19 protein-coding genes and 1 pseudogene are annotated in these 19,739 nt (G+C 65.6%); 7 read left to right on the forward strand and 13 right to left on the reverse strand.

Going from position 1 to position 19,739, the window contains the following annotated elements; genetic code table 11:
• Nucleotides 1–22: 22 nt before the first annotated feature.
• Nucleotides 23–2,473 (reverse strand): NERD domain-containing protein, encoded by a 2,451-nt coding sequence (locus ACSYHF_RS11120; protein ID WP_197598951.1) that lies wholly within the window; start codon nt 2,471–2,473, stop codon nt 23–25.
• Between the two features lie 337 nt (nt 2,474–2,810).
• A complete protein-coding gene (locus ACSYHF_RS11125) occupies nt 2,811–3,227 on the reverse strand; it encodes a baeRF12 domain-containing protein (RefSeq protein ID WP_197598950.1) in 417 nt (138 codons plus the stop codon).
• Nucleotides 3,228–3,800: 573 nt separating this feature from the next.
• Between ACSYHF_RS11125 and proP the strand changes: the two genes are divergently transcribed.
• Entirely contained in the window at nt 3,801–5,291 is a 1,491-nt protein-coding gene (gene proP / locus ACSYHF_RS11130) for a glycine betaine/L-proline transporter ProP (RefSeq protein ID WP_329845964.1), read from the forward strand.
• 73 nt (nt 5,292–5,364) lie between these two features.
• On the opposite strand, the gene ACSYHF_RS11135 is transcribed toward proP, so the two are convergent.
• The 4 genes from ACSYHF_RS11135 to ACSYHF_RS11150 form a co-directional block, all read right to left on the reverse strand.
• Nucleotides 5,365–5,994, reverse strand: coding sequence for an AAA family ATPase (locus ACSYHF_RS11135; RefSeq protein WP_447575649.1), 630 nt, complete (start codon nt 5,992–5,994; stop codon nt 5,365–5,367).
• A gap of 3 nt (nt 5,995–5,997) precedes the next feature.
• Nucleotides 5,998–6,339: a type II toxin-antitoxin system prevent-host-death family antitoxin gene (locus ACSYHF_RS11140; protein WP_005416745.1), complete on the reverse strand. Its 342-nt coding sequence runs from the start codon at nt 6,337–6,339 to the stop codon at nt 5,998–6,000.
• Between the two features lie 70 nt (nt 6,340–6,409).
• On the reverse strand, nt 6,410–7,996 hold the full coding sequence (locus tag ACSYHF_RS11145) for a sensor histidine kinase (RefSeq protein WP_197598947.1): 1,587 nt from the start codon (nt 7,994–7,996) through the stop codon (nt 6,410–6,412).
• 9 nt (nt 7,997–8,005) lie between these two features.
• Nucleotides 8,006–8,410 carry a response regulator gene (locus tag ACSYHF_RS11150; protein ID WP_005416747.1) on the reverse strand — a complete coding sequence of 135 codons (405 nt, stop codon included), beginning with the start codon at nt 8,408–8,410 and terminating at the stop codon, nt 8,006–8,008.
• A 123-nt stretch (nt 8,411–8,533) separates the two neighbouring features.
• On the opposite strand from ACSYHF_RS11150, the pseudogene ACSYHF_RS11155 reads away from it, so the two are divergent.
• Nucleotides 8,534–8,687 (forward strand): annotated as a pseudogene (locus ACSYHF_RS11155) (OsmC family protein); the annotation flags it as partial.
• A 323-nt stretch (nt 8,688–9,010) separates the two neighbouring features.
• Nucleotides 9,011–9,976, forward strand: a complete 966-nt coding sequence (locus ACSYHF_RS11160; RefSeq protein WP_253137552.1) for an IS110 family transposase — start codon at nt 9,011–9,013, stop codon at nt 9,974–9,976.
• Nucleotides 9,977–10,005: 29 nt separating this feature from the next.
• Here ACSYHF_RS11160 and ACSYHF_RS11165 read toward each other — a convergent pair whose 3' ends face one another.
• The 6 genes from ACSYHF_RS11165 to ACSYHF_RS11190 all read right to left on the reverse strand — a co-directional run bounded on the left by ACSYHF_RS11165 (nt 10,006) and on the right by ACSYHF_RS11190 (nt 16,798).
• The gene (locus ACSYHF_RS11165; protein ID WP_053500994.1) at nt 10,006–10,335 is read right to left on the reverse strand and encodes a hypothetical protein; all 330 of its coding nucleotides are present in this window, start codon (nt 10,333–10,335) and stop codon (nt 10,006–10,008) included.
• A gap of 97 nt (nt 10,336–10,432) precedes the next feature.
• Entirely contained in the window at nt 10,433–12,178 is a 1,746-nt protein-coding gene (locus tag ACSYHF_RS11170; RefSeq protein WP_095377500.1) for a putative porin, read from the reverse strand.
• A gap of 42 nt (nt 12,179–12,220) precedes the next feature.
• Nucleotides 12,221–12,886: a TonB family protein gene (locus ACSYHF_RS11175; protein WP_447575650.1), complete on the reverse strand. Its 666-nt coding sequence runs from the start codon at nt 12,884–12,886 to the stop codon at nt 12,221–12,223.
• 39 nt (nt 12,887–12,925) lie between these two features.
• Nucleotides 12,926–13,339, reverse strand: a complete 414-nt coding sequence (locus ACSYHF_RS11180; RefSeq protein WP_447575651.1) for an ExbD/TolR family protein — start codon at nt 13,337–13,339, stop codon at nt 12,926–12,928.
• A gap of 10 nt (nt 13,340–13,349) precedes the next feature.
• On the reverse strand, nt 13,350–15,134 hold the full coding sequence (locus tag ACSYHF_RS11185) for a DUF2341 domain-containing protein (RefSeq protein WP_447575652.1): 1,785 nt from the start codon (nt 15,132–15,134) through the stop codon (nt 13,350–13,352).
• 38 nt (nt 15,135–15,172) lie between these two features.
• Nucleotides 15,173–16,798 carry a ShlB/FhaC/HecB family hemolysin secretion/activation protein gene (locus tag ACSYHF_RS11190; protein WP_447575653.1) on the reverse strand — a complete coding sequence of 542 codons (1,626 nt, stop codon included), beginning with the start codon at nt 16,796–16,798 and terminating at the stop codon, nt 15,173–15,175.
• A 191-nt stretch (nt 16,799–16,989) separates the two neighbouring features.
• Between ACSYHF_RS11190 and ACSYHF_RS11195 the strand changes: the two genes are divergently transcribed.
• Complete coding sequence (locus ACSYHF_RS11195; RefSeq protein WP_053500982.1) at nt 16,990–17,325, forward strand: hypothetical protein; 336 nt, start codon at nt 16,990–16,992, stop codon at nt 17,323–17,325.
• 90 nt (nt 17,326–17,415) lie between these two features.
• Here the strand turns inward: ACSYHF_RS11195 and ACSYHF_RS11200 are convergent, their stop codons facing one another.
• Nucleotides 17,416–17,877: a general secretion pathway protein gene (locus tag ACSYHF_RS11200; protein ID WP_181453220.1), complete on the reverse strand. Its 462-nt coding sequence runs from the start codon at nt 17,875–17,877 to the stop codon at nt 17,416–17,418.
• A 103-nt stretch (nt 17,878–17,980) separates the two neighbouring features.
• On the opposite strand from ACSYHF_RS11200, the gene gspH reads away from it, so the two are divergent.
• Genes gspH through ACSYHF_RS11215 form a run of 3 tightly spaced genes read left to right on the forward strand, consistent with a single transcriptional unit; the run spans nt 17,981 to nt 19,397 of the window.
• On the forward strand, nt 17,981–18,427 hold the full coding sequence (gspH, locus tag ACSYHF_RS11205) for a type II secretion system minor pseudopilin GspH (protein ID WP_065196397.1): 447 nt from the start codon (nt 17,981–17,983) through the stop codon (nt 18,425–18,427).
• Complete coding sequence (gene gspI / locus ACSYHF_RS11210; RefSeq protein ID WP_005416768.1) at nt 18,424–18,786, forward strand: type II secretion system minor pseudopilin GspI; 363 nt, start codon at nt 18,424–18,426, stop codon at nt 18,784–18,786. Before gspH ends, gspI begins: the two co-directional genes overlap by 4 nt.
• A complete protein-coding gene (locus ACSYHF_RS11215; protein WP_164263492.1) occupies nt 18,783–19,397 on the forward strand; it encodes a prepilin-type N-terminal cleavage/methylation domain-containing protein in 615 nt (204 codons plus the stop codon). Before gspI ends, ACSYHF_RS11215 begins: the two co-directional genes overlap by 4 nt.
• Nucleotides 19,398–19,739 lie beyond the last annotated feature (342 nt).

A 19,739-nucleotide genomic window follows, 5' to 3' on the forward strand; every position in this document is an offset into this window, starting at 1 on the left:
GTGCGGCTCTCCAACTCTGGCTCTAGGGCGAGCCCGCGAGCCGTCGAAGCACGTCCTCCGCCGCCACCTTGTAGGTCTTGCTGGCACCCGGCTGCTTGACGAGGAACCCGCGCTGGCAGGCGACGTTCCCCGCAGCCGCCATGTGCGCCTTCCAGGAATGGAGAGTCAGATCCACTGGCTGCTGGTAGCGCCCGAAGTACTTCTCGGCCACGTGGTCCGTTTCGATCAGGGCATTCGGGCCAAGCTTTGCAACAAGGGCAAGGATTAGCGTCAAGGCGCACTGATACATCGGCAATCCTCCCGCCGAGGGAATTTCCACAGGAAGCCGATGAGGATGATCTGCCTGCAAGGCCTGATAGATGGCAGCCACCGCCAAGCGCCAGGGAACGTCCTTCCGCTCCGCAGCAGTCAGCTTCTTTGATTCACGCGCGAGAAGCGCATCCACTCGCAGTATCCGCTCGAGAAACGCTTCGGCAGCATTGGATGGAAACACATCGAATCCGCAACATGGGCTGCAGTGATCAATGATCGAAGAATCCTGCCTCAGCGAGCGAAGGTGGGGAGTGATGCCCTTGCACGTGCTGCAATGGATCAACTCGCGTCCCATCCATGGAATGCGCCGTCCATCGTCGCGCTCGGGAGCGACGGACAACTGGACCGTACGCAATGTACTGATCTTCCAGACGTACAGCGGCGCAACGCGCCACTCGTCCAGAACCTTCCACCATGCCTGGGCCATCGCTCCCTGCAACTCCAAGCCCCAACCCTGCCATCGTGGTATGTGCGCTAGGCGGATCGTCTTCGTGGGCTGCCAGGTGACCTCGTCGTCCCTTCCGATAATTTCGGCGGAGGCAGCGCGCTTCCTCGCACTCCGGATCGCGTCGCTCAACGCTGGCACGCCAAGAAATGCGGGCTCGAATGCACCACGAACACCACGGGCGCCGACGTTCTCTGCATCGTAGATGGCAGTACACGCGGTGGTGGCACGAGAGTATGCACAGAACAGCTCTGCATCGGACATCGCATCGGCCCACATCACAATGACGACCGGCGCTTCCATGCCGCGGAATCGTGACAGGATCTCAGTGCGATAGCTGGCATTCTGCAGGCATTTCCCGTCCTCCTCTGTCTTGACCAGGACCACGATGTCCTCACGCTGAAGTCCTCCGGCCACATACTCGGCAACTATCCGTTGCAAGGCGTCCGTTGCAGGCGCCTCCACCAATTCACGCAATCCATGGCTTTCGGCGTCCCGCGGTAGTGAAAGCTGCACATCAGGTGGTACTGCCAACTGCAACCGCTCATAGACTTCGCGCGGCGAGCGGAGGGCAATCGTCATCTGGAAGGGAGAAGGATCTCCCACGGCCTGGCAAAGCTGTTGCTGGGTTACCCGATCACGCTCGAACGAAAACACCTGACTGAAGTCACAGAACGCAAGCAGCGCGCCCTTATGCCAGCTGCACAACCACTCGATCCACTCGCGCGCGAAGGACTGCGCCTCGTCAATGAGGATGACGTCGAACGCAGCCAGAGCGCCACGTGACGCCGCCGTCTGGACGTCCTCAAACGCACCTGATGCCAGCCACTGGTCTTTTTCGGCCTTGGACGTTGAGACCTTGCTGGCCGGAGTTGCACCCGCACAGAATCCATACCAGGTTGCCACCTGAACCTGCGGTGCATTGTTCAGTTCACCGGCAATGTAGCGGCTCAGGAGTGCATTGAAGACCAGCACCAGAACACGCTTTTCCTGAAGCGCTGCACGTCTGGCGGACTCGATCAGCACCACTGTCTTCCCCGTGCCCGGCCACCCTTTCACGACGGTCCGCTTGCGCTTCTCAACCACATCGATGACTCGTGACTGTTCAGGCGTGAGCCGAAGCCAGACCTTGCCATCCCAAAGTACACGCGACGCCCAGCTTGGTGCTCCGTCATAGCCTGGGCACAGACGAGCCACCAAGGCATCCATCCGTGCCCCCAGCACGGGTGCGGCGCAGCCTCCTTTCCAGAAACCCATCAAACGAATCACTGCCTGCCCAATCGAATCGAGATCAGGCTTGGAGATCAGCAACGAGCTGCTGCGCCCGTCATTGTTTGCTGTAAGCGCAGGGGGAAGATCCGCATACTCGAAGTCGCTGTGCGGGAACACAAGGCCATATCCGATCCTGAAGCGCAACGACGGATCGTCTCCCAGCCATCGTGCCAGTCCGTGTGTATTCCGCCTTGATTGAGAGACTGCATAGGTCGGCTTCCCCGTCTGCAGGTAAACGAACTCTCCATTCTGCAGATGGTGGATGCCGCCCTTCACCTCCAGCGCCAGGATACCGAGATCGGCATGAAGCACCAGAAAGTCGATCTCTCCGGTCGATGGCAACTCCCTGCCCTGCCCAATGTTTCGAACTGCCTCGTTCAGCCAAGGCAGGCTGTGGATGATCACGAAGTCGTCGTCCAGTTGCTCCTTCAGCAACTGGTACACGTGCCGCTCGCCTCGACTGCCTGTCTCCACCGGTCCGGAACCGGGAATCATCCGTGCCACTCTGCGCCCTGCCCAGACAAAGTCTTTCCATGATGGTGCCTACCCGTGCGGCGCTGCTGCTCCCCGACACCTGTGTCAGGTTCATCATCCCCGCGACTGCCAAACAGGATGTTGCTTGCAATTGAAATGCATGACAACAGTCATCGCACACGCACGGGCAGTACGCCATCTTCTGCAGGCTTGGCAGTCGCCCTTCAGGTGGGAAACGCAGGCCAAGCGTCAAATCTCTGGCGCCCTGCAGGGCACCCCCGCCACGCATCTTCCAGGCTCCGGAGTTCTACGCCCCCAACGCATTCTGGATATCCGCCAGCGGGGCGTTGGTCAGGTCCTTGGCAATGTCGCCCAGCAGGCGGGCCTGGACTTCCTTGTGCAGCAGCGGGCGGATACGGCCCAGCGTGGTGGGGTCTGCCACCAGCACCAGGTGTGCAAAGCGGTTGTTGAGCGCATCTTCGTTCAACTGCTCCGCCACCTGCTTGGCGAACGTCGCCTCGTTGAGCTGCGAAATGGACATGTCTTTCGGCACCGCGCCGGCCGGCCCCTGCCCGGAGACACCCTGCTCGCTGATGTCCTGCAGGCGCAGTTCGCCTTCCTGCTTCAGGGTCAGCTGGTGTTCGCTGCCAACATTGGTGAACACGCGGGCCGAACCACCATCAGCGACGATGATCAGCGTACCTTCGGGAATGCGACGGGTCATGCGGTGCTCCTTTTCGATTGCGCTATTGCATTCACCCCCACCGTAGACAGCATGGCGTGAGCGCTGCGGCCAGAGTTCGTTCAACGCATGTCATTGCACGCTGCGCGGATGAACAGGCGTGATGGAACACAGCGTGCAGATCAGCCGGCTTCTCTGCATGCTCACGCCGATGCCGTTATCATGAACGGATGATCGACACGACCCACTACGTGACGGGCGCACCTGTTACGTGGGAAGCACTGCCGACCGGCGCTTCGCTTGCCACGATGGCTCCCGCCCTGCCCTTCCACCGCCTCGCGCTGGATCCCGGCGGATGACGCCCGCAGGCGCTCTGCCTGCATTCCCACGCTGATGTGACCGCTGGCCGCTGATTGCGCGGCTGCACCGGTCTGTTTCCGCATGTCCACTGTTACGCCGGTGCTTTGCCGTGCGCGTGGCGTCGTGCCTGCACACATTCCCCGGCCCCCACGCCACTCACCGATGCCCCTGCGCCACCTGCGCCTGCATCGCCGTTTCCGATTTCCGGGACCTAGCCCACCGTCTATTCACCTCTTCCACTTACAAGGGAGCCCCATGCAGGACACCCCCGAGGCACACGCCCATTTCGGCTGGTTCAAACGCCGCCGCCACCTGAAGGTCGATGAGATCACCGTCGTCGACAAGCCCATGCTCAAGCGCGCCGTCGGCGCGGCCGCACTTGGCAATGCCATGGAGTGGTTCGACTTTGGTGTCTACGGCTATCTGGCCGTCACCATCGGCCAGGTGTTCTTCCCGTCCAGCAATCCCACTGCGCAGGTGATCGCCGCGTTCGCCACCTTCACCGTGGCGTTCCTGGTACGGCCGCTGGGCGGTCTGGTGTTCGGCCCGCTGGGTGATCGCTACGGCCGCCAGAAAGTGCTGGCGTTCACCATGATCCTGATGGCGCTGGGCACGTTTGCCATCGGCCTGATTCCCTCGTATGAGCGCATCGGTATCTGGGCACCGGTGCTGTTGCTGCTCGCACGCGTGGTGCAGGGCTTTTCCACCGGCGGTGAATATGGCGGAGCGGCGACCTTCATCGCCGAATACTCCACCGACCGCAACCGCGGCCTGATGGGCAGCTGGCTGGAGTTCGGCACGCTGGGCGGCTATATCGCCGGCGCCGGTACCGTGACCGCGCTGCACATGGTATTGAGCAGCGAACAGATGCTGGACTGGGGCTGGCGCATTCCGTTCCTGGTGGCCGGCCCGCTGGGCCTGCTCGGCCTGTACATGCGTATGAAGCTGGAGGAAACACCGGCGTTCCGCGCCTTCGCCGAGGAAGCCGAGAAGCGTGAGCACGAGCGGCCGGGGCTGGGCGCGCTGTTCCAGGTACACGGTCGCCAGCTGCTGGTATGTATGGGCCTGGTGCTGGTGTTCAACGTCACCGACTACATGCTGCTGACCTACATGCCCAGCTACCTCAGCGTCACCATGGGCTATGCCGAGAGCAAGGGCCTGCTGCTGATCATCATCGTGATGCTGGTGATGATGCCGCTGAACATCGTCGGCGGGTTGTTCAGTGACCGGCTGGGCCGGCGCCCGATGATCATCGGTGCGTGCATCGCGCTGCTGGTGCTGGCCATTCCATGCCTGCTGCTGGTCGGTAGCGGCAACGACGGGCTGATCTTCCTGGGCCTGATGCTGCTGGGGCTGGCGCTGGTGTGCTTCACCAGCTCGATGCCGTCCACGCTGCCGGCGCTGTTCTACACCCCGGTGCGCTACAGCGCGCTGTCGATCGCCTTCAATGTGTCGGTGTCGCTGTTCGGTGGCACCACGCCGCTGGTGACCGCGTGGCTGGTGGAGCGTACCGGCGACCCGCTGGTGCCGGCCTATTACCTGATGGGCGCGGCGGTGATCGGCCTGGTGACCATGCTGTTCGTGAAGGAAACCGCCGGCCTGCCGCTGCGCGGTTCACCGCCGGCCGTCGGCAGCGACAAGGAAGCGGCCGCGCTGTTGAAGAGCGATGTGCCGGTGACGGTGGACCCGACCTTGCCGCCGCTGCCGGATGTTGCCGAGCCCGAGCAGGTGAAGCCGGCGTTGTAGAGCCGAGCCCGCGCTCGGCTGCCCTTCGGGGGAATCAGCCGAGCATGGGCTCGGCTCTACAACGCACGCGCCCTCAATCGCGCGGGGTGTTCGATTCCATTGCACGCATCACGATGGGCTTGGCCCAGCCGGGCGTGTGCAGCAGGTCGGCTACGGCAATCGGGTACTGCAGTTCGCCTGCAGCCATGGCCAATACCGGCAGCGGCACCACGCAACCCTGCGCGTCGGCCGGTGCGCTGTTGTCGTAGACGTGCAACTCGGCCAGGTGCGGCAGCAGCTCCAGCAGGTTCGCGCGCGCGGAATCGAAACGCGCGCGGATCTTCTCGACTGGAATGTCATGGCCGCCGGCGGCCACCCGCGCAGCAACACGGGCGATATGCAGCTCAACATCGGCCAGCCCACAGAACCAGATCGCCACCTGATGCCGTTCGCAGGCCTCACGCAGCAGGCGCGGAATGGTGTTGCCGCCGAGCGTCGTCTCGAAGGCGAAGTCGGTGCCCTCGGCCATGGCCTGGCGCAGGCGGCGGGTGCCTTCCTGCCATGCCTCGGCGTTGGCCTCCGGCAGCGACCAGCCGGCGTCGACCAGGCGACGGGTGAACGCGTCCGGGTTGAACCAGCTCAGCCCTTCGGCGTCCAGCCAGGTGCCCAGCAGCGAACTCTTGCCGGCGCCATTGACACCGGCCAGCGCCAGGATGCGTCCCATCGATCAGAGCGGGCGGCCGAGGGTGACCTTGCGGCCGCGCCGGATCGGCTGGCCCAGCACCTTGCCCAGCCCTTCACCGCGCTGCAGCCCGGCCAGGGTCTGGTCGAACTCGCGGCGCAGGCGCTGCAGTTCCTCGTTGCGCTCACCGGCATCGCCGCCAGCGGCCTTGGCCAGCAGTTCCTGGTAGGTGCGGATGTCCACGATCACCGCTTCCGGGTGATTGTGGTTGGTGATGACCAGCGCCTGCTTTTCGCGCACGGTGCGCATCAGGCTCGGCCAGCCGCGGGTCTTCACCGACGAGGCCGGGGCCTTTTCGAGGCCAGGCAGATCCAGCGGCAGGGTCATGGCACGGCTCCAAGCGGGGCGGATGGGAACCACTATACCCAATTTGGCCAAATTGGAGATAAATGCCCTTTTACCCAGGCAGCCCGGTGTCCGGGGCGTCGGTCTGCAGCAGGCTGTCGCGATCGCGCAGCGGGAAGCGGATCCAGGCATCCAGGCCTTGCGGGGTAAAGCGCAGCTCGCCGCTGCCGGCCAGTTCATAGGGCACCCGCTGCTCGATCAGGACCCGCCCCAGGCCACGCTGGCGTGGCATCTCCCACCCCTCCACCTCGGCATGGCGCTCGCACCAGTGCAGGCCCAGCCACGGCTGCCCGTCCTGCACCTGCAGCTGCCAGCAGACATCGACCCGCCCGTCCTCGTGGGCCAGCGCGCCGTGCCGGAGCGCATTGGCGGCCAGCTCATGGATGGCCAGCGACAGTACTTCGGCCGCCTTCGGTGGTAACAGCACATCCTCACCCTGCAGGTGACAGGCAGCGGCCGCCGGTGCCTGCGCCGCGATCTCCTCCTCGAGCATGCCGCGCAGGCAGACCCCTACATTGGCGCCGCGGGTCAACAGGCTCTGCGTGCGCGCCAGTGACATCAGCCGCGCGCACAGGCGCTCGGCATACTCGTCCACGCTGCCGACCGATACGCGGGTCCGCCAGGCAATGGCATGGATGGTCGACATGATGTTGCGCACCCGATGCTGCAGTTCGGCCAGCAGCACCGACTGGCGCTCGGTGGCACGCTTGAGATCGTCGATGTCCACGGCGATCGCGAACACGCCACTCACCCCGCCATCGGCATCACGCAACGGTGCGGCGGCGACGCGTGTCCAGCGCGCGCGCCCGTCGTCATGGATGAACTGGAACTCCAGGCCCGGGACCATCGTCTCCCCCCGCAGGGCGCGGGCGATGGCGAAATCGTGGGGTTCGATGCGCGAGCCATCGGGATGCGTACCCTGCCACCGGTAATGGTTGGGGCGATCCGTGGAGGGCACCTTGCCGGTGGGAAGATAGGTCCGCATCTGGTCGTTGGACAGCTGCAGGTTGCCGTCGGCGTCGACAATGCAGACACCCACCGGCAGCACCTTGAAGGCCAGCGCCAACCGGCGGTCGCTCTCACGGCGCTTCTGTTCCTCGCGTTCGCGGGCCGCCTGCGCGACGTGCGCAGCGGTCGTTTCGAACATGGTCACCAGCACGCCGTTGATGCACCCGTCCTCTCCGCGTATGGGGCTGTAGGTGATGGTGAACCAGACATCCTCCAAGCGCCCCCGTCTCGCCAGCGGATAGAGCTTGTCCTCATAGGTGATGGTCTCGCCCTGCCACACACGCTGGTAGATCGGGCCATTGATGTGCCAGACCTCGGGCCAGCACTCGCGCGTCGGCTGGCCCAGTCCGCCAGGATGCTTGTCAGCCAGGATCTCGGCATAGCCATCGTTGTAGAGCTGCACCAGCTGCTCGCCCCACAGCACAATCATCGGGAAGCCGTGCGCAAGCATCAGGTCGACGGTGGCGCGCAGGTGCGGCGGCCATTGTTCGATCGCACCCAATGGCGTGCCTGACCAGTCGTGCCGGGCAATGCGGGCGGCCATGCCGTCATGGCGCGCATGGGCCTGCAGCGACGGCGGCATGCCTGCCGGGCGCTCAACGGCCCGGAGGCCTTCGGTGCGGCGCGACATGCCGCGCAATCAGGCGATGCCCGCAGGGGCCTGCGGCGTCGCCACCAGTCCCGCCAGCTGCTGGACCAGGGCCTCGATGTGATAGGGCTTGGTGCAGCGGGGCGCATCCGCGAAGCGGCTGGGCAGGTTGTCATCGTAGCCAGAGGTCAGCATGAACGGCGTACCCGCTTCGGCCAGCCGGTCGGCCAGCGGGTACACCTGTTCACCGCCCAGGTTGATGTCCAGCAGGGCCACATCGATGGGGTTGTCATCCAGCAGCCGGCCGAGTGCCTGCAGGTCCCCGGCCGGCCCCACCACCTGCGCGCCCTTCAGCTCCAGGTAGTCCACCAGGAACATCGCGATGGCGAATTCATCTTCCGCCACCAGTACTCTCAACCCTTTCAGGCCTTCTGGTTTGTTGCCCGCTTCCAGCACGACCGGCGCTCCTCGATACACGCGGCCCACCTCCGCCGCAACAGCCGTAGGATGCGCGAACCGGGCTACAAGGGCGCGTGATGATAGATGAAGATCGCAGCCGCGGCGCATTCACTCCGGCATGGCAGCTTCCATGCCGAGCTGCGCTCGGAACGTGACGAGGATGGCCGTTTCCACGTGCACCGCGTGCTGCATGCCAGCGCTGGAAGTGGCGGAGAAGACCCTGGTGATGCGCGAAGGTGCACGCATCACCAGTGAGCGCGGGGGTGCTGCGTAACCCCATCCACGCATGGCGTGGATCTACTGTAGAGCCAGGCCCATGCTCGGCTCCCCAGTGAGAAGCCGAGCATGGGCTCGGCTCTTGTGTCTCGGATGGTGCCCTGATCAGGCACAATTCCCCGGTGACCCGGGAGGCTCCGATGACGCTGCCTCGGCTCTTAAGCCTTTGAGCTTGCAAAGTAGATTCAGCGCGTCGGCGGCCTGACACCGCCTTGGAACTTGAACGGTATCTTAGGCCCACCCTTGGGTGAGAGCCTGTACTCACAAGGGCAAGTCTGGCGGCTTCCGATCACGATCGTAAGTTCAAGCTGGAGCGAAATCATGCAATTTATCGGCATCGACGCTGCCAAGGCGACCTTTGATATCGCCTTGCCGCTGCCTGATGGCAAATATCGAACCAAGGCCAAACTCCCCAATTCAGCCAAGGGCTTTAATGAGCTTCTTGCTTGGCGCGCCAAGCATGCGCCGAACGCGGCGGTAGGCATGGAGGCCACCGGTATCTACCACGAAGCTTTGGCGCGAACCTTGGTGGAAGCAGGGGTGGTGGTTCATGTGGCCAATCCCGCCCGGGTAAAGGCGTTTGGACAGGCGGAGGGCATCCGGACCAAGACGGACCGCAGCGATGCCAAGCTGATTGCCCGGTTCTTTGAGGCGCAGCGCTCGGAGAAGTTGCATCCCTACGTTCCGCCGACCCCCTCGGAGGTGAAACTGCGTGCCTTGGTACGGCGTCGAGATGACCTCCAGGAAATGCTGCAGATGGAGCGCAATCGCCTGGACGTTGCCGACATCTCGGTCCAGCAAGGGATCAAGGATGTGATCCAGACGCTGGAGGAGCAGATCAAGCAGGTCCAGAAGGCGATTGAGGACCATATCGATAACGATCCGGACCTGCGCCAGCGTCATCACCTGCTTACCAGCATTCCCGGTGTAGGCAACACCAGCAGTGCCCAGCTGCTGGCCATGCTGGGGGATCTAAGCAAATACAGCGACGTGCGCCAGGTGGTTGCCCACGCAGGCCTGAATCCGGCCCAGCGTCAATCAGGAAACTACGAAGGCAAATCCCACATATCACGCGTGGGCGACGCCAATTTCCGCAAAAAGCTGTACATGCCGGCGTTGACCGGGAAGACCTACAACCCCAGGCTGAAGTCCTTTGCAGACCGGCTCAGCGCGAAAGGGAAGCCCTTCAAGGTCGTCATGTGTGCGGTGATGCGCAAGCTCATCCATCTGGTTTGGGGCGTACTGAAAAGCGGCCGCCCATTTGAGCCTGACGGCGCCCTTGCCTAGGCAAGGGCAACACGGTATCTACAAAAGGCTCAACGCCGTGAATGCAGCACGGTGCGCTGGCGCATCGCGTTGAATTCCTGCTCTACCTGTTGGATATCCTCGGCCTGGAACCCGGCCGCGTCCAGCAGCTCGTCGGCGGCGGCGGCGGCCAGCGGATCATCGTCACGCTGGCGCCAGCAGCGCGCTGGCAGGAAATACCCCACTTCGCTGCGCCCGCGCATGATCACCACCGGCCGGCCTGCATACAGCAGGAACTCCGCCAGGTGCTGGCGCAGCCCCTCCACCGAGACATAGGCCGGGCCGATGCCCAGCGATCGGCTGGACGGTTCGGAACTTTCGAACAGCTTGCGACGGCTCATCCACTCCTCCTTATGTGCAGCGCGTGGTCTCCTTTCCCTAGACGGGCGCATCGCTGCGCCCCCGCCACGCACTACGTGATCCACATCACGCCGTCACTCAGAACCCGGTATTGAACTCCAGCTGGAACACATCGATCGACAGTGGAGCACCGGACACTTCCTTGGCCGCCATCCACTTGCCGCTGATCCAGCTGCGCGCGTCCAGCGCGTAGGCGCCGCCCACGTAGTAGCCGCGGGCGTTGGTGCCCCCGAGGTGGAAGTTCGGGTCGTTGTAGGCGTCCGGCAGCGCATCGGCCTCGATGCGCTTGTAGCCCAGCAGCGCCTGCCACTGGCCCTTCTCCTTCAGGTCGGTGGCACCGAAGGTGGCCTGCACCATCCAGGCGGTGTCGCCGCTGCGGAAGGTGTCGATGCTGGCGGTACCACCGGCGCCGTAGTTGTTGACGATGCCGTTGTTGGCGCGGCTGAACATCGCCTGCTTGTCGTAGGCCAGGTTGCGGATGTAGTCGCCGTCCAGGCGCAGGCCGATGCCCTGGGCCAGCTGCGTATCCCAGCGCAGGTTCAGCGTGGCCAGGCGGAATGCCGAGGCCAGGCCGACGTACTGCGGGGTGGGCGTGTTGGCTGGATCCAGCGGGTTGCGTGCGATGTCGCGGATCAGCATCAGGGTGTTGCCCTTCTGCATGAACGCCGGGCGCGACCAGTCGGTGTCGCAGCCCACCGCGCCCGCATACAGCGCGCACGGCGAGGACAGGCGGCCGCTGATGTTCTTGAAGTCGTAGTAACCCAGCGCGGCGCGCAGCGCGTTGTCATCGTTGAAACGCCAGTTCACGCCGACCTGTGCACCGGACAGCCACTTGTTCTCGTTCGGGGTCTTGACCCGACTCTGGCTGGGCGCGCTGTCGGAGGTGTACTCCAGCGGTACCACCGCCAGATTGCCGAACAGGCCAAGGTCACCGCCGCCGAAGTCGTACTGCAGGTTGGCGGCCAGGCCATCGAAGTTCAGGTCGTTGGAGAACAGCGTATCGCTGGTCCAGAACGGATTGCCGAAGCGGCCGCCGCGCACCGTCACCCAGTCGGCCGGGCTGTAGGCCAGCCAAGCCTGGTCCAGCCACACGTCCTTCTTGCTCAGGCCACCACCCAGCTGCTCGGTGGTTGACACCGGGCCATTGCTGCTGCCGCTGGCCAGGCGCACGCCGGCCGTGGTGTGCTGGCCGATGGTCGCCTCGATGCCGAGGCGGGCGCGGATGCGCCACAGGTTGCGGCGGTCCTGGCGGGTGTTCAGCAGCGGTGGCAGCTGCAGGTTGGTGTTGGTGTTGGTGTCGAAGCCGTTGCCGGAATTGATCGACGACCAGTTGCTGACGATGTCGCTGTTGCGTTCGGAGAAGAAGCGCGACTCGCTGCGCACGCGCATGTCACCGGTGACCTTGATGCGCTTGGTCCACTCAGCCACTTCGTTCGGCGCCGCCCAACCCTCGGACCTGGCCTGCGTCATCACTTCCTGGCGCACTTCGTCACGAATGCCGTCGCGCACGCTCTGCGGTACGTACGGCACGCGCACGTCACCGGCCTCCAGGGCCACGCCACCACTGGCGGCCGGTGTCCCGGCGGCCGCGGTGCGCTGCAACGCCGCTGCTTCGGCCTGCGCCTGCACCAGCAATGCCTGGCCGTCTTCGGGTTTCAGTGCACCGCTGGCGATCAGCCCCTTGATCAGCTTGACCATGGTGGTTTCGGCGGCCATCGCGCCGGCCGGGGCGGCCAGGCTGAGCAGCACGGCGCAGCACAGCAGCGCCCGTCGGGCCGGCCGCGGGTGGCGGGAGTCGGTTCGTGCACGGACGTGGTCGTTCATCACGGTTCTCATCGGAAGAAGGGAAATCACGGAGGTCGGGAATCAGGCCCCGGGCCGGCGGCCCTGGATCAGGACGCGGGCGGGGAAATCAAGCGACGGCGGCGGTGCCTGGTCGACCTTGCCGATGCGACGCAGTGCATCGAGCACGGCCGCGTCGGCCTCCTCGTTGCCACTGCCACGCACCAGCTCGACCTTTTCCAGGCGACCATCGCTGGCCAGCCACACATTCACCTGCAACTGGAACGCCAGGTGCTTGACCTTGTCGTCGCGCGAGATCGCCTGCTGCATCAGGTAGCCGAGGTAGCGCCCATAGGTGGCGTTGCCGGCACCGCCACGACCGACACCGGACGAACCGCCACCACTGCCGGATTGGATGCCGAAGTTGTCGCCACCGGCCTGCGCGTCGGCGTTCATCGTCACCGGATCGCTGTTGTCCGGGGTCGGCGTCGGCTCTTCGGCCGGCGTCGGCTGATCCAGCGGCTCCGGTTCGGGCATCGCCTCTTCCGGCGGCGTTTCCGGTTCCGGCGGTTTCTCCGGCGGCGGCGGGGGTGGCGGAGGCGGTGGCGGCAACGCCAGCATCGGCGGCTGCACCACCGGCCGGCGGGTGCTTGCGGTGTCCTTGAACAACAGCCACCACAGCGCGACGCCAAGCACCAGCAACGCGACCAGCACCAGCGCGACGGTCACCAGCAACGGGCGACCACGCATGCCGGGCTCCGGCCGAGGGGGTTGATGGGCGGTCATGCCTCAGCCCTGCGCCTTGCCAGTGACCAGGCCGACCTGAGCCAGCTCCAGGCGCCGCAGCAGGTCCAGCACCTCGACCACCCGGGCGTACTGCACCTGCGCGTCACCGCGCACGATCACCGGGAAATCCGGCGTGGTCGCGCGCTCGGTGCGCAGGCGGTCTTCCAGCTCGGCCATCGTCACCGGGTAGGCATCCAGGAACACCTGGCCACTGGGGTCGATGGTGATCGCCTTGATCTTCGGCTTCTCCAGTGCCACGCTGTTGCTGGCCTTCGGCAGGTTGACCTCGATACCGGGGATGGAGGCGTTGCTGGTCAGGATGAAGATCACCAGCACCACCAGCAGCACGTCGACGAAGGGCGTCACGTTGATGCCCTTCTCGCGCTTCTTGATGCCGAACTTCGCCTTCTGGCCCATGGCGCGCCCCTCAACCCTGGACCGCGGCCGGGCCGCGCCCGTCTTGCTCTTCAGCCAGGCGCGCGGCGAACTCGTCGATGAACACCGCCATGTCCGCGCCGATCGCTTCGGCACGCGCGCCCAAGTAGTTGTAGCCGAACAGCGCCGGGATCGCGACGCCGAGGCCGGCGGCGGTACACAGCAGCGCCGCGGCCATGCCCGGCGCCACCGAGTTGATGTCCACCGCGCCGGCCATCGCCGCAACCACGAACACCAGCATGATGCCGATCACGGTGCCGAACAGGCCCACATACGGGGCCCCCTCGATGGTGGTCGACAGCCAGTTCATGCGCCGTGCCATCGCTTCCTGCTCGCGCACCATCACCGCATCCATCGACGCGCGGATCGCCGCGATGGTGGCACCACTGAGGTAACCGCTGTTGCCATCGCGCTGGTGGCGCTGCTGCATTTCATCGATGGCCACCTGGTAGATGCGCCACAACGAGCCATCGTGCATCGCGGCCGGTGCCTTGCCCTGGCGGTCCATGTCGGACAGGGTGCGCAGCGGCACGCCGGACAGCTTGCCGAAGCTCTCCGTGAACACCGCATTGGCCTTGCTGGTACGGCCGAAGTGGCGCCCCTTGGCGATCATGATCGCCCACGACAGCAGCATCATCAGGCCGAGGATCGCCACCACCACCCAGGCGTCGAACGGCATTGCCTTGAGGATGAAGGCGAAGTGGCTCTGACCGGCGGACTGCTCGTCCGCGCCGTAGCTGATCAGCCGCGAGTCGGCACCCTGTGCGGTGGCATCGGCCAGCAGCAGCGCGGCCGGCCGTGCCACGCGCGAGACGCGCAGTTCATCGAGCGCACCTTCGAAGTTGGCCAGTGGCTGCACCGCCCCCGGCGCATCGGCACCCACCACCGGAGCCGTGCCCAGCGCCGGCAGCGCACCGCTCAGCTGGGCAACGACGCGCCCGTTGAGGTACAGCTGCAACGCGCCCTTCTCTGCCGTCAGTGCAACGTGTGCCCACTGTCCTTCCGGAACCGGCTGCGCGGGCGTGCTGCGCTGGCCATTGAGCTGCACGAACGGCACGCGGTTCTCGATGCCCAGCACCAGCTCGGATGCGCCGTCGCGACGCGCATAGATCGCCTGCGCCGCAGTGTTGCCGCCCGGCTTGATCCAGGCTGAAACGGTGAGCGGCGCGCCCGCTTCCTGAGCCAGCGATGCGCTGGCCGGCAGCGGCAGCGGACCGGCGCCCAGCTGCACGCCACGGCCGATCACCGAGCCTTCCGACGGCGGCACCACCGCGCCGGCATTGTTGCCATAGGCGGTGGTGTCGCGTGCCGGCGCATTGGCCTCGGCAAAGTGGTAGACCAGCGTGTAGTCCGGATCGAACACCTGCTGGCCGTTGCCGCTGGCCGGTGCCTTCTCATTGCCGTAGTACATCCAGATCGTCTGCGGCGCGGCGGTACTGACCGCCGGCACGTCGACCCAGACCAGGGCCAGGCCCATCCTAGGATCGAACTGTTCGATCTGGTGGGCCAGCACGGTACGGCCATCACCCGAAACGAAGCGCAGGTCGTTGCCCGCATCCTGGGTTCCGTCGAAGCCGAAGTTGCCGGTATGCAGGCGCAGCAGCAGCGGCGTGCGGCCCGGGTCACCGGCCAGGCCCGCGCCCTGCGGGCCGGCGTCGATGGTGATCGGCTTGCGGTACTTCCATTCGGCCTGCCACCAATTGGCATCGGCCGCAGCCACCGGCAGCGCAACGAGCGCGGCCAGCAGCAACAACACTCGGGAAAGCAAACGGTCCATGCGAAGGGTCTCCGGAGAACGCATGTTCAAGGGAAGGGTCAGTAACTGGTGCTGATGTTGAAATGCAGGCGCGGGTCGTCCTTGCGCGTGACCGGGCCATCGGCATACGGCCAGGCGTAGTCCAGGCGCAGTTGCAGGTGTTGACCCAGGCGCAGCTGCGCGCCCAGGCCGACCGAGGCCAGGTTGTACTTGTCGCGCTGTTCGGGCAGCGGCTGGCGCAGGCGCAGGTAGGCCGCGTCGGCAAAGCTGTAGACACGCAGGTCGGTGCCGCGCCACGGTGACCACGCAGGCGTGCGCCATTCCAGGCTGGCCAGGCCGCCGTAGTCGCCGATCGCCTCGGCCGAGAGATACCCACGCACGGTGTACATGCCGCCGGCGGCGAACTGCTCTGCCGACACCAGCGGCGCGTCGGTCACCTGCAGCGATCCACGCGCATACCACTGCCAGTCGTTGCCGAAAGTGTGGGTGTTGGCGACATCGGCCTTGAACGCCACGAAGCTCGGATCGGCCCAGTAGCGCTTCTGCCCGAACGCGGTGGCGTCACTGCCGTAGCCGAACAAGCGACGCGTACCGGCCACCAGCTGGGTGTTGATGCTCAACTGATCCTGCTCGCCCTGGCGTACACCGACAAACGCCAGAGTGATCGGCGCGTACCTCAGCGGCGTCTTCAGGCTCTCCTTGCCCATCTGCGTGTCTTCCTCGGTGTCCTTGAAATCCACGCCGAGGCTGAGCTGGCGCCACCACTGGCTACTGCCCGGCAGGCGATAGTTGAGCTTGAGGCCGATCGAATGGCCGTTGCCGATCACATTGGTACCGGTGCCGGTACCGACCTGCCCACCTGCATTCAACACGCGGCTGTCGGATCTGTAGCCGGAGGCTTCCAGGCTCCACGGCGTACCTTCGAACGGCATCGTGTACGAGGCCGAGAACACCTTGGCCTGCTTCGTGTCTTCCGGCGCCAGATACACGCCGAGGTTGGCGCTGTGCCCACGCTTCCACAGGTTGTCGTAGGCCAGCGATGCACTCAGGCGCAGCTTCTCGGTGTCGGCGCTATGGTCGTTGTTGAGTGACGCACTGGCACGCCACGGCGACTTCTCCTCGACCTGCAGGTCCACATCCATCGTGCCCGGCACCTGGCCTTCGCGCACCAGTGGCATCACCTGGCGACGTCCGCCTTCGTTCAGTGCGGTCAGTTCCTTCTGGGCCTGGTCAAAGTCAGGCACCTTGCCCTCGGCCAGCGCCGGTACACGTTCCCGGATGCGTTCGGGCGACTCGTGGCGGGTGCCGACCACGCGCAGCTGGCCGATCGGCGTCTGCTGCACCTTCAGCAGCACCACGCCCCCACTGACCTGCTGCTCGGGTAGCTCGACGTAGACCGACTGGTAGCCGGCCTGCTGATAGAGCGCGTGGACCGCATCGCGCGCCTTCTCGACATCGGCCAGGGTCTTGCCCGGGCCGAGGAACGGTTCCACCGCACGTTCAATCTGCCGCGGATCTAGCACCGTGTTGCCGCGCACGACGTATTCGTTGATGTTCACGCTGGGCGCGGGTGCTGCCTCCTGCGCGAACAGCGGCAGCGGCATCGCGGCCAGGGCCAGCACCAGCGGATGCAGGCGCAGCGGAAGGCGAACGGCTCGGCACGGAACAGGATTCGTCGAAGGCATCGCGTCGTATCGAAGGGAGGGCCAGGGAGCGGCGCGTGGATCTACCAACAGGACGTGTACATCGCGTCAAAGCCGCCAACAGTTTTGTGACAGCACTGTCATCTTTTGAAAGCGCCGCAACGCACGCAGGCGGACCCTGCCTTGGCCACCCGTCTTCATTGCAGGACATCGATTGCTGCGGGAGATTCGAGATGTGTGAATCGTTGATGCCGGACCTGCGCGCTGCCCTCGCCCTCGCCCTGCTGCTGGCGCTGCCATCGGGTCGCGCCGACGAAGCGAAGAAGCAGGAAGAAGCTGCGCCCTGCATCGAAGTACTGGTCAACGGCGAGCGGATTCCGGCCTGGGACTGTCTGCAACGCAAGCTGGCGCCTGCGACAAGGCCGGCGAAGTCGGCGGCGCTCCCCGAAGCCGAACGCCTGATGCAGCAGCCCGGCAACCAGCTGATGCAGTACAACCTGGAAGGCACGCGGCAGCGCATGGGCGATGCGTTCGGTCGCTCGGTGGTGCCGCAGCGACCTGCGCGCTGAGCCAGCGCCTTTGTAGAGCCGAGCCCATGCTCGGCTGTCTTTGCATTCATCGGCGATGCCGCGCAGGAGCAGCCGAGCGCGGCCTCGGCTCTACAAGTCAGCCGGCACGATGCCATCAGTTGGCACTGGTGGCAGCGCGGGCACTGGCAGGCTGCGCGATTGACCGGCCTGGTTCAGTTCCACTGCGCTGGCATTGATGCTGGCCAGCACCGTACAGGGCCCCAGCCGCTGGCCGGGTGCGTACGCTTCGGCAGGACGCCCATCCACCGAAAGCAGCGCCAGCGGCGCGTGGTCGCCGGCCATCACACCCAGCACGACCACCTCGGTCTGCACCGCGCCCGGGGACAGCAGCCGCACCAGCGGCAGGCTTGCCACCGCATCGAACATCGGCCGCACCGCCGCCTCGGTCTTCGCCTCGCTGGCCACGGCCGCCGGCGCCACCGCAGACAGAGTGATGCTCCAATAGGCGACTACGGCCAGCAGCAGCGCCGCCGCCAGCAGGGTCAACATGCGATTGCGATCCCAGCGCCTGCCGTCCATGTTCCGCACCATCGCCACGTTCATGTCTGCCCACGCTAGCAGGTGCGGCTGACGCTTTTGTTTCATCATGCGGGCCTACGCTGGCAGGCATCGACCCGGACAGAAGGCAACGTCGATGCAGCGCGTGCCGCGTGGTTTCACCCTGCTGGAACTGATGGTGGTGCTGGTGATCATCGGTATCTGCACGGCGGGTATCGGGCTGGGCCTGGGCAGCCTGCTCGACCCGGGCCGGCAGCTGCGACAGGAAGCCGAACAGTTGGCGCAGCGCCTGCAGGTGGCGCGCGACGAGGCCCGCATCGATGGCCGCCCCCTGCGCTGGCAGGCCGACGCCGCCGGCTACCGCTTCAGCCGCCGCGAAGGCACCCGTTGGGTGGATGTGCAGCGCGACGACCTGCTGCGCCCACAACCATGGCAGCTGGCGGGCATCGCGGTGCAGCCGACCACGCCGATTGAACTGAGCCCCGAATGGATTGGCGTGGCGTGGGAGTTGACGCTGTCGTTGCAGGGCCGCCAGCTGCGTCTTCGTGATGATGGCAGCGGACAGTTGCAGGTCGTGCAGTGAAGCGGAACAGGCACGGGTTCACCCTGATCGAAGTGCTGATCGCATTGGCGATCGTTTCAATCGCACTGGCGGCGGTGATGCGTTCGGTGGCGGTGGCTACCGACGATCAATCGCGCCTGCGCGACCGTCGGCTGGCACTGATGTGCGCGCAGGACCGCTGGCAGGAGCTGCGCCTGGCTGGGCAGCCGCCGCAGGATGCACGGCAGCGCTGCGTGCAGGGGCGCAGCACGTTCCTGGTGCTGCAACATCTCGGCACCGGCAGCGACAGCCAGCCGCAACTGGAACTGAGCGTGGTGGCTGAAGATGCACCGCAGCAGTCCCTGGCGCGGATGCAGCTGCCATGGACCACCATGCAATGAAGCGGGTCGCGCGTGGCTTCACCCTGATCGAAGTGATGATCGCGATCACCATCATGGGTGTGCTGGCGCTGATCTGCTGGCGTGCGCTGGACAGCGTGGCCAGCAGCGACCAGCGCCTGCGCCGGGCCGATGCCGAAACCACGACGGCGCTGCGCATCCTGCAGCAGTTCCAGCGCGATATCGAGATGCGTGCCGACGACGCGCTGATGAATGGTGCAGTGCGTCCGGCCGATCAACCGCAGCGGCTGCTGCCTCCGTCCCTGGTAAGCGAACGGCACCCGGATGGCAGCTTCGCGCTGGAGATCACCCGCAGTGTCGGCAGTGATGGACTACGCTGGCAGCGGGTGCGCTGGTGGCGGCAGGGCAATACGCTGTGGCGGGCCAGTGGCGCGGCGACGGATCGATACCCCCTGCCCGCGCCTGAGCCGTCGAAAGGCATTGCGGTGGCCAGGGATGTGCAGCGGTTCGAGGTACGCGCCTGGCAGCCGGGCGCGGGGTGGGCGCTGTTGCCGAGCGAAGGCGAGGTGCTGCCGGCCACCGGGCTGGAACTGCGGTTGGGCCTGCGCGATGGGCGTGGGCCGCTGAGCTACCGGCGGGTGCTGGAGCTTTAGGATTCCTCCCAGGCAAAGCATCCACGCATGGCGTGGATCTACTGCCGAGCGGCTTCTACTGCCCGGCCTGCTTTGGCGGGTGCCGACCTTGGTCGGCACTGATGCTGGCCCAGCCATCCACGCATGGCGTGGATCTACTGCCGAGCGGCTTCTACTGCCCGGCCTGCCCTGGTGGGTGCCGACCGTTGGTCGGCACTGATGCTGGCCCAGCCATCCACGCATGGCGTGGATCTACTGCCGAGCCTGCCGCCGGGTGCCATCCTGCGCCCGGCGGCGCCGTGTCGGTGGTCCTCACCGCCGATGGCCGCTCCCTGCCCTCCGTGCCGTCCTGGCTGGGGCCGC

Source organism: Stenotrophomonas maltophilia group sp. P373 (genome assembly GCF_053295075.1).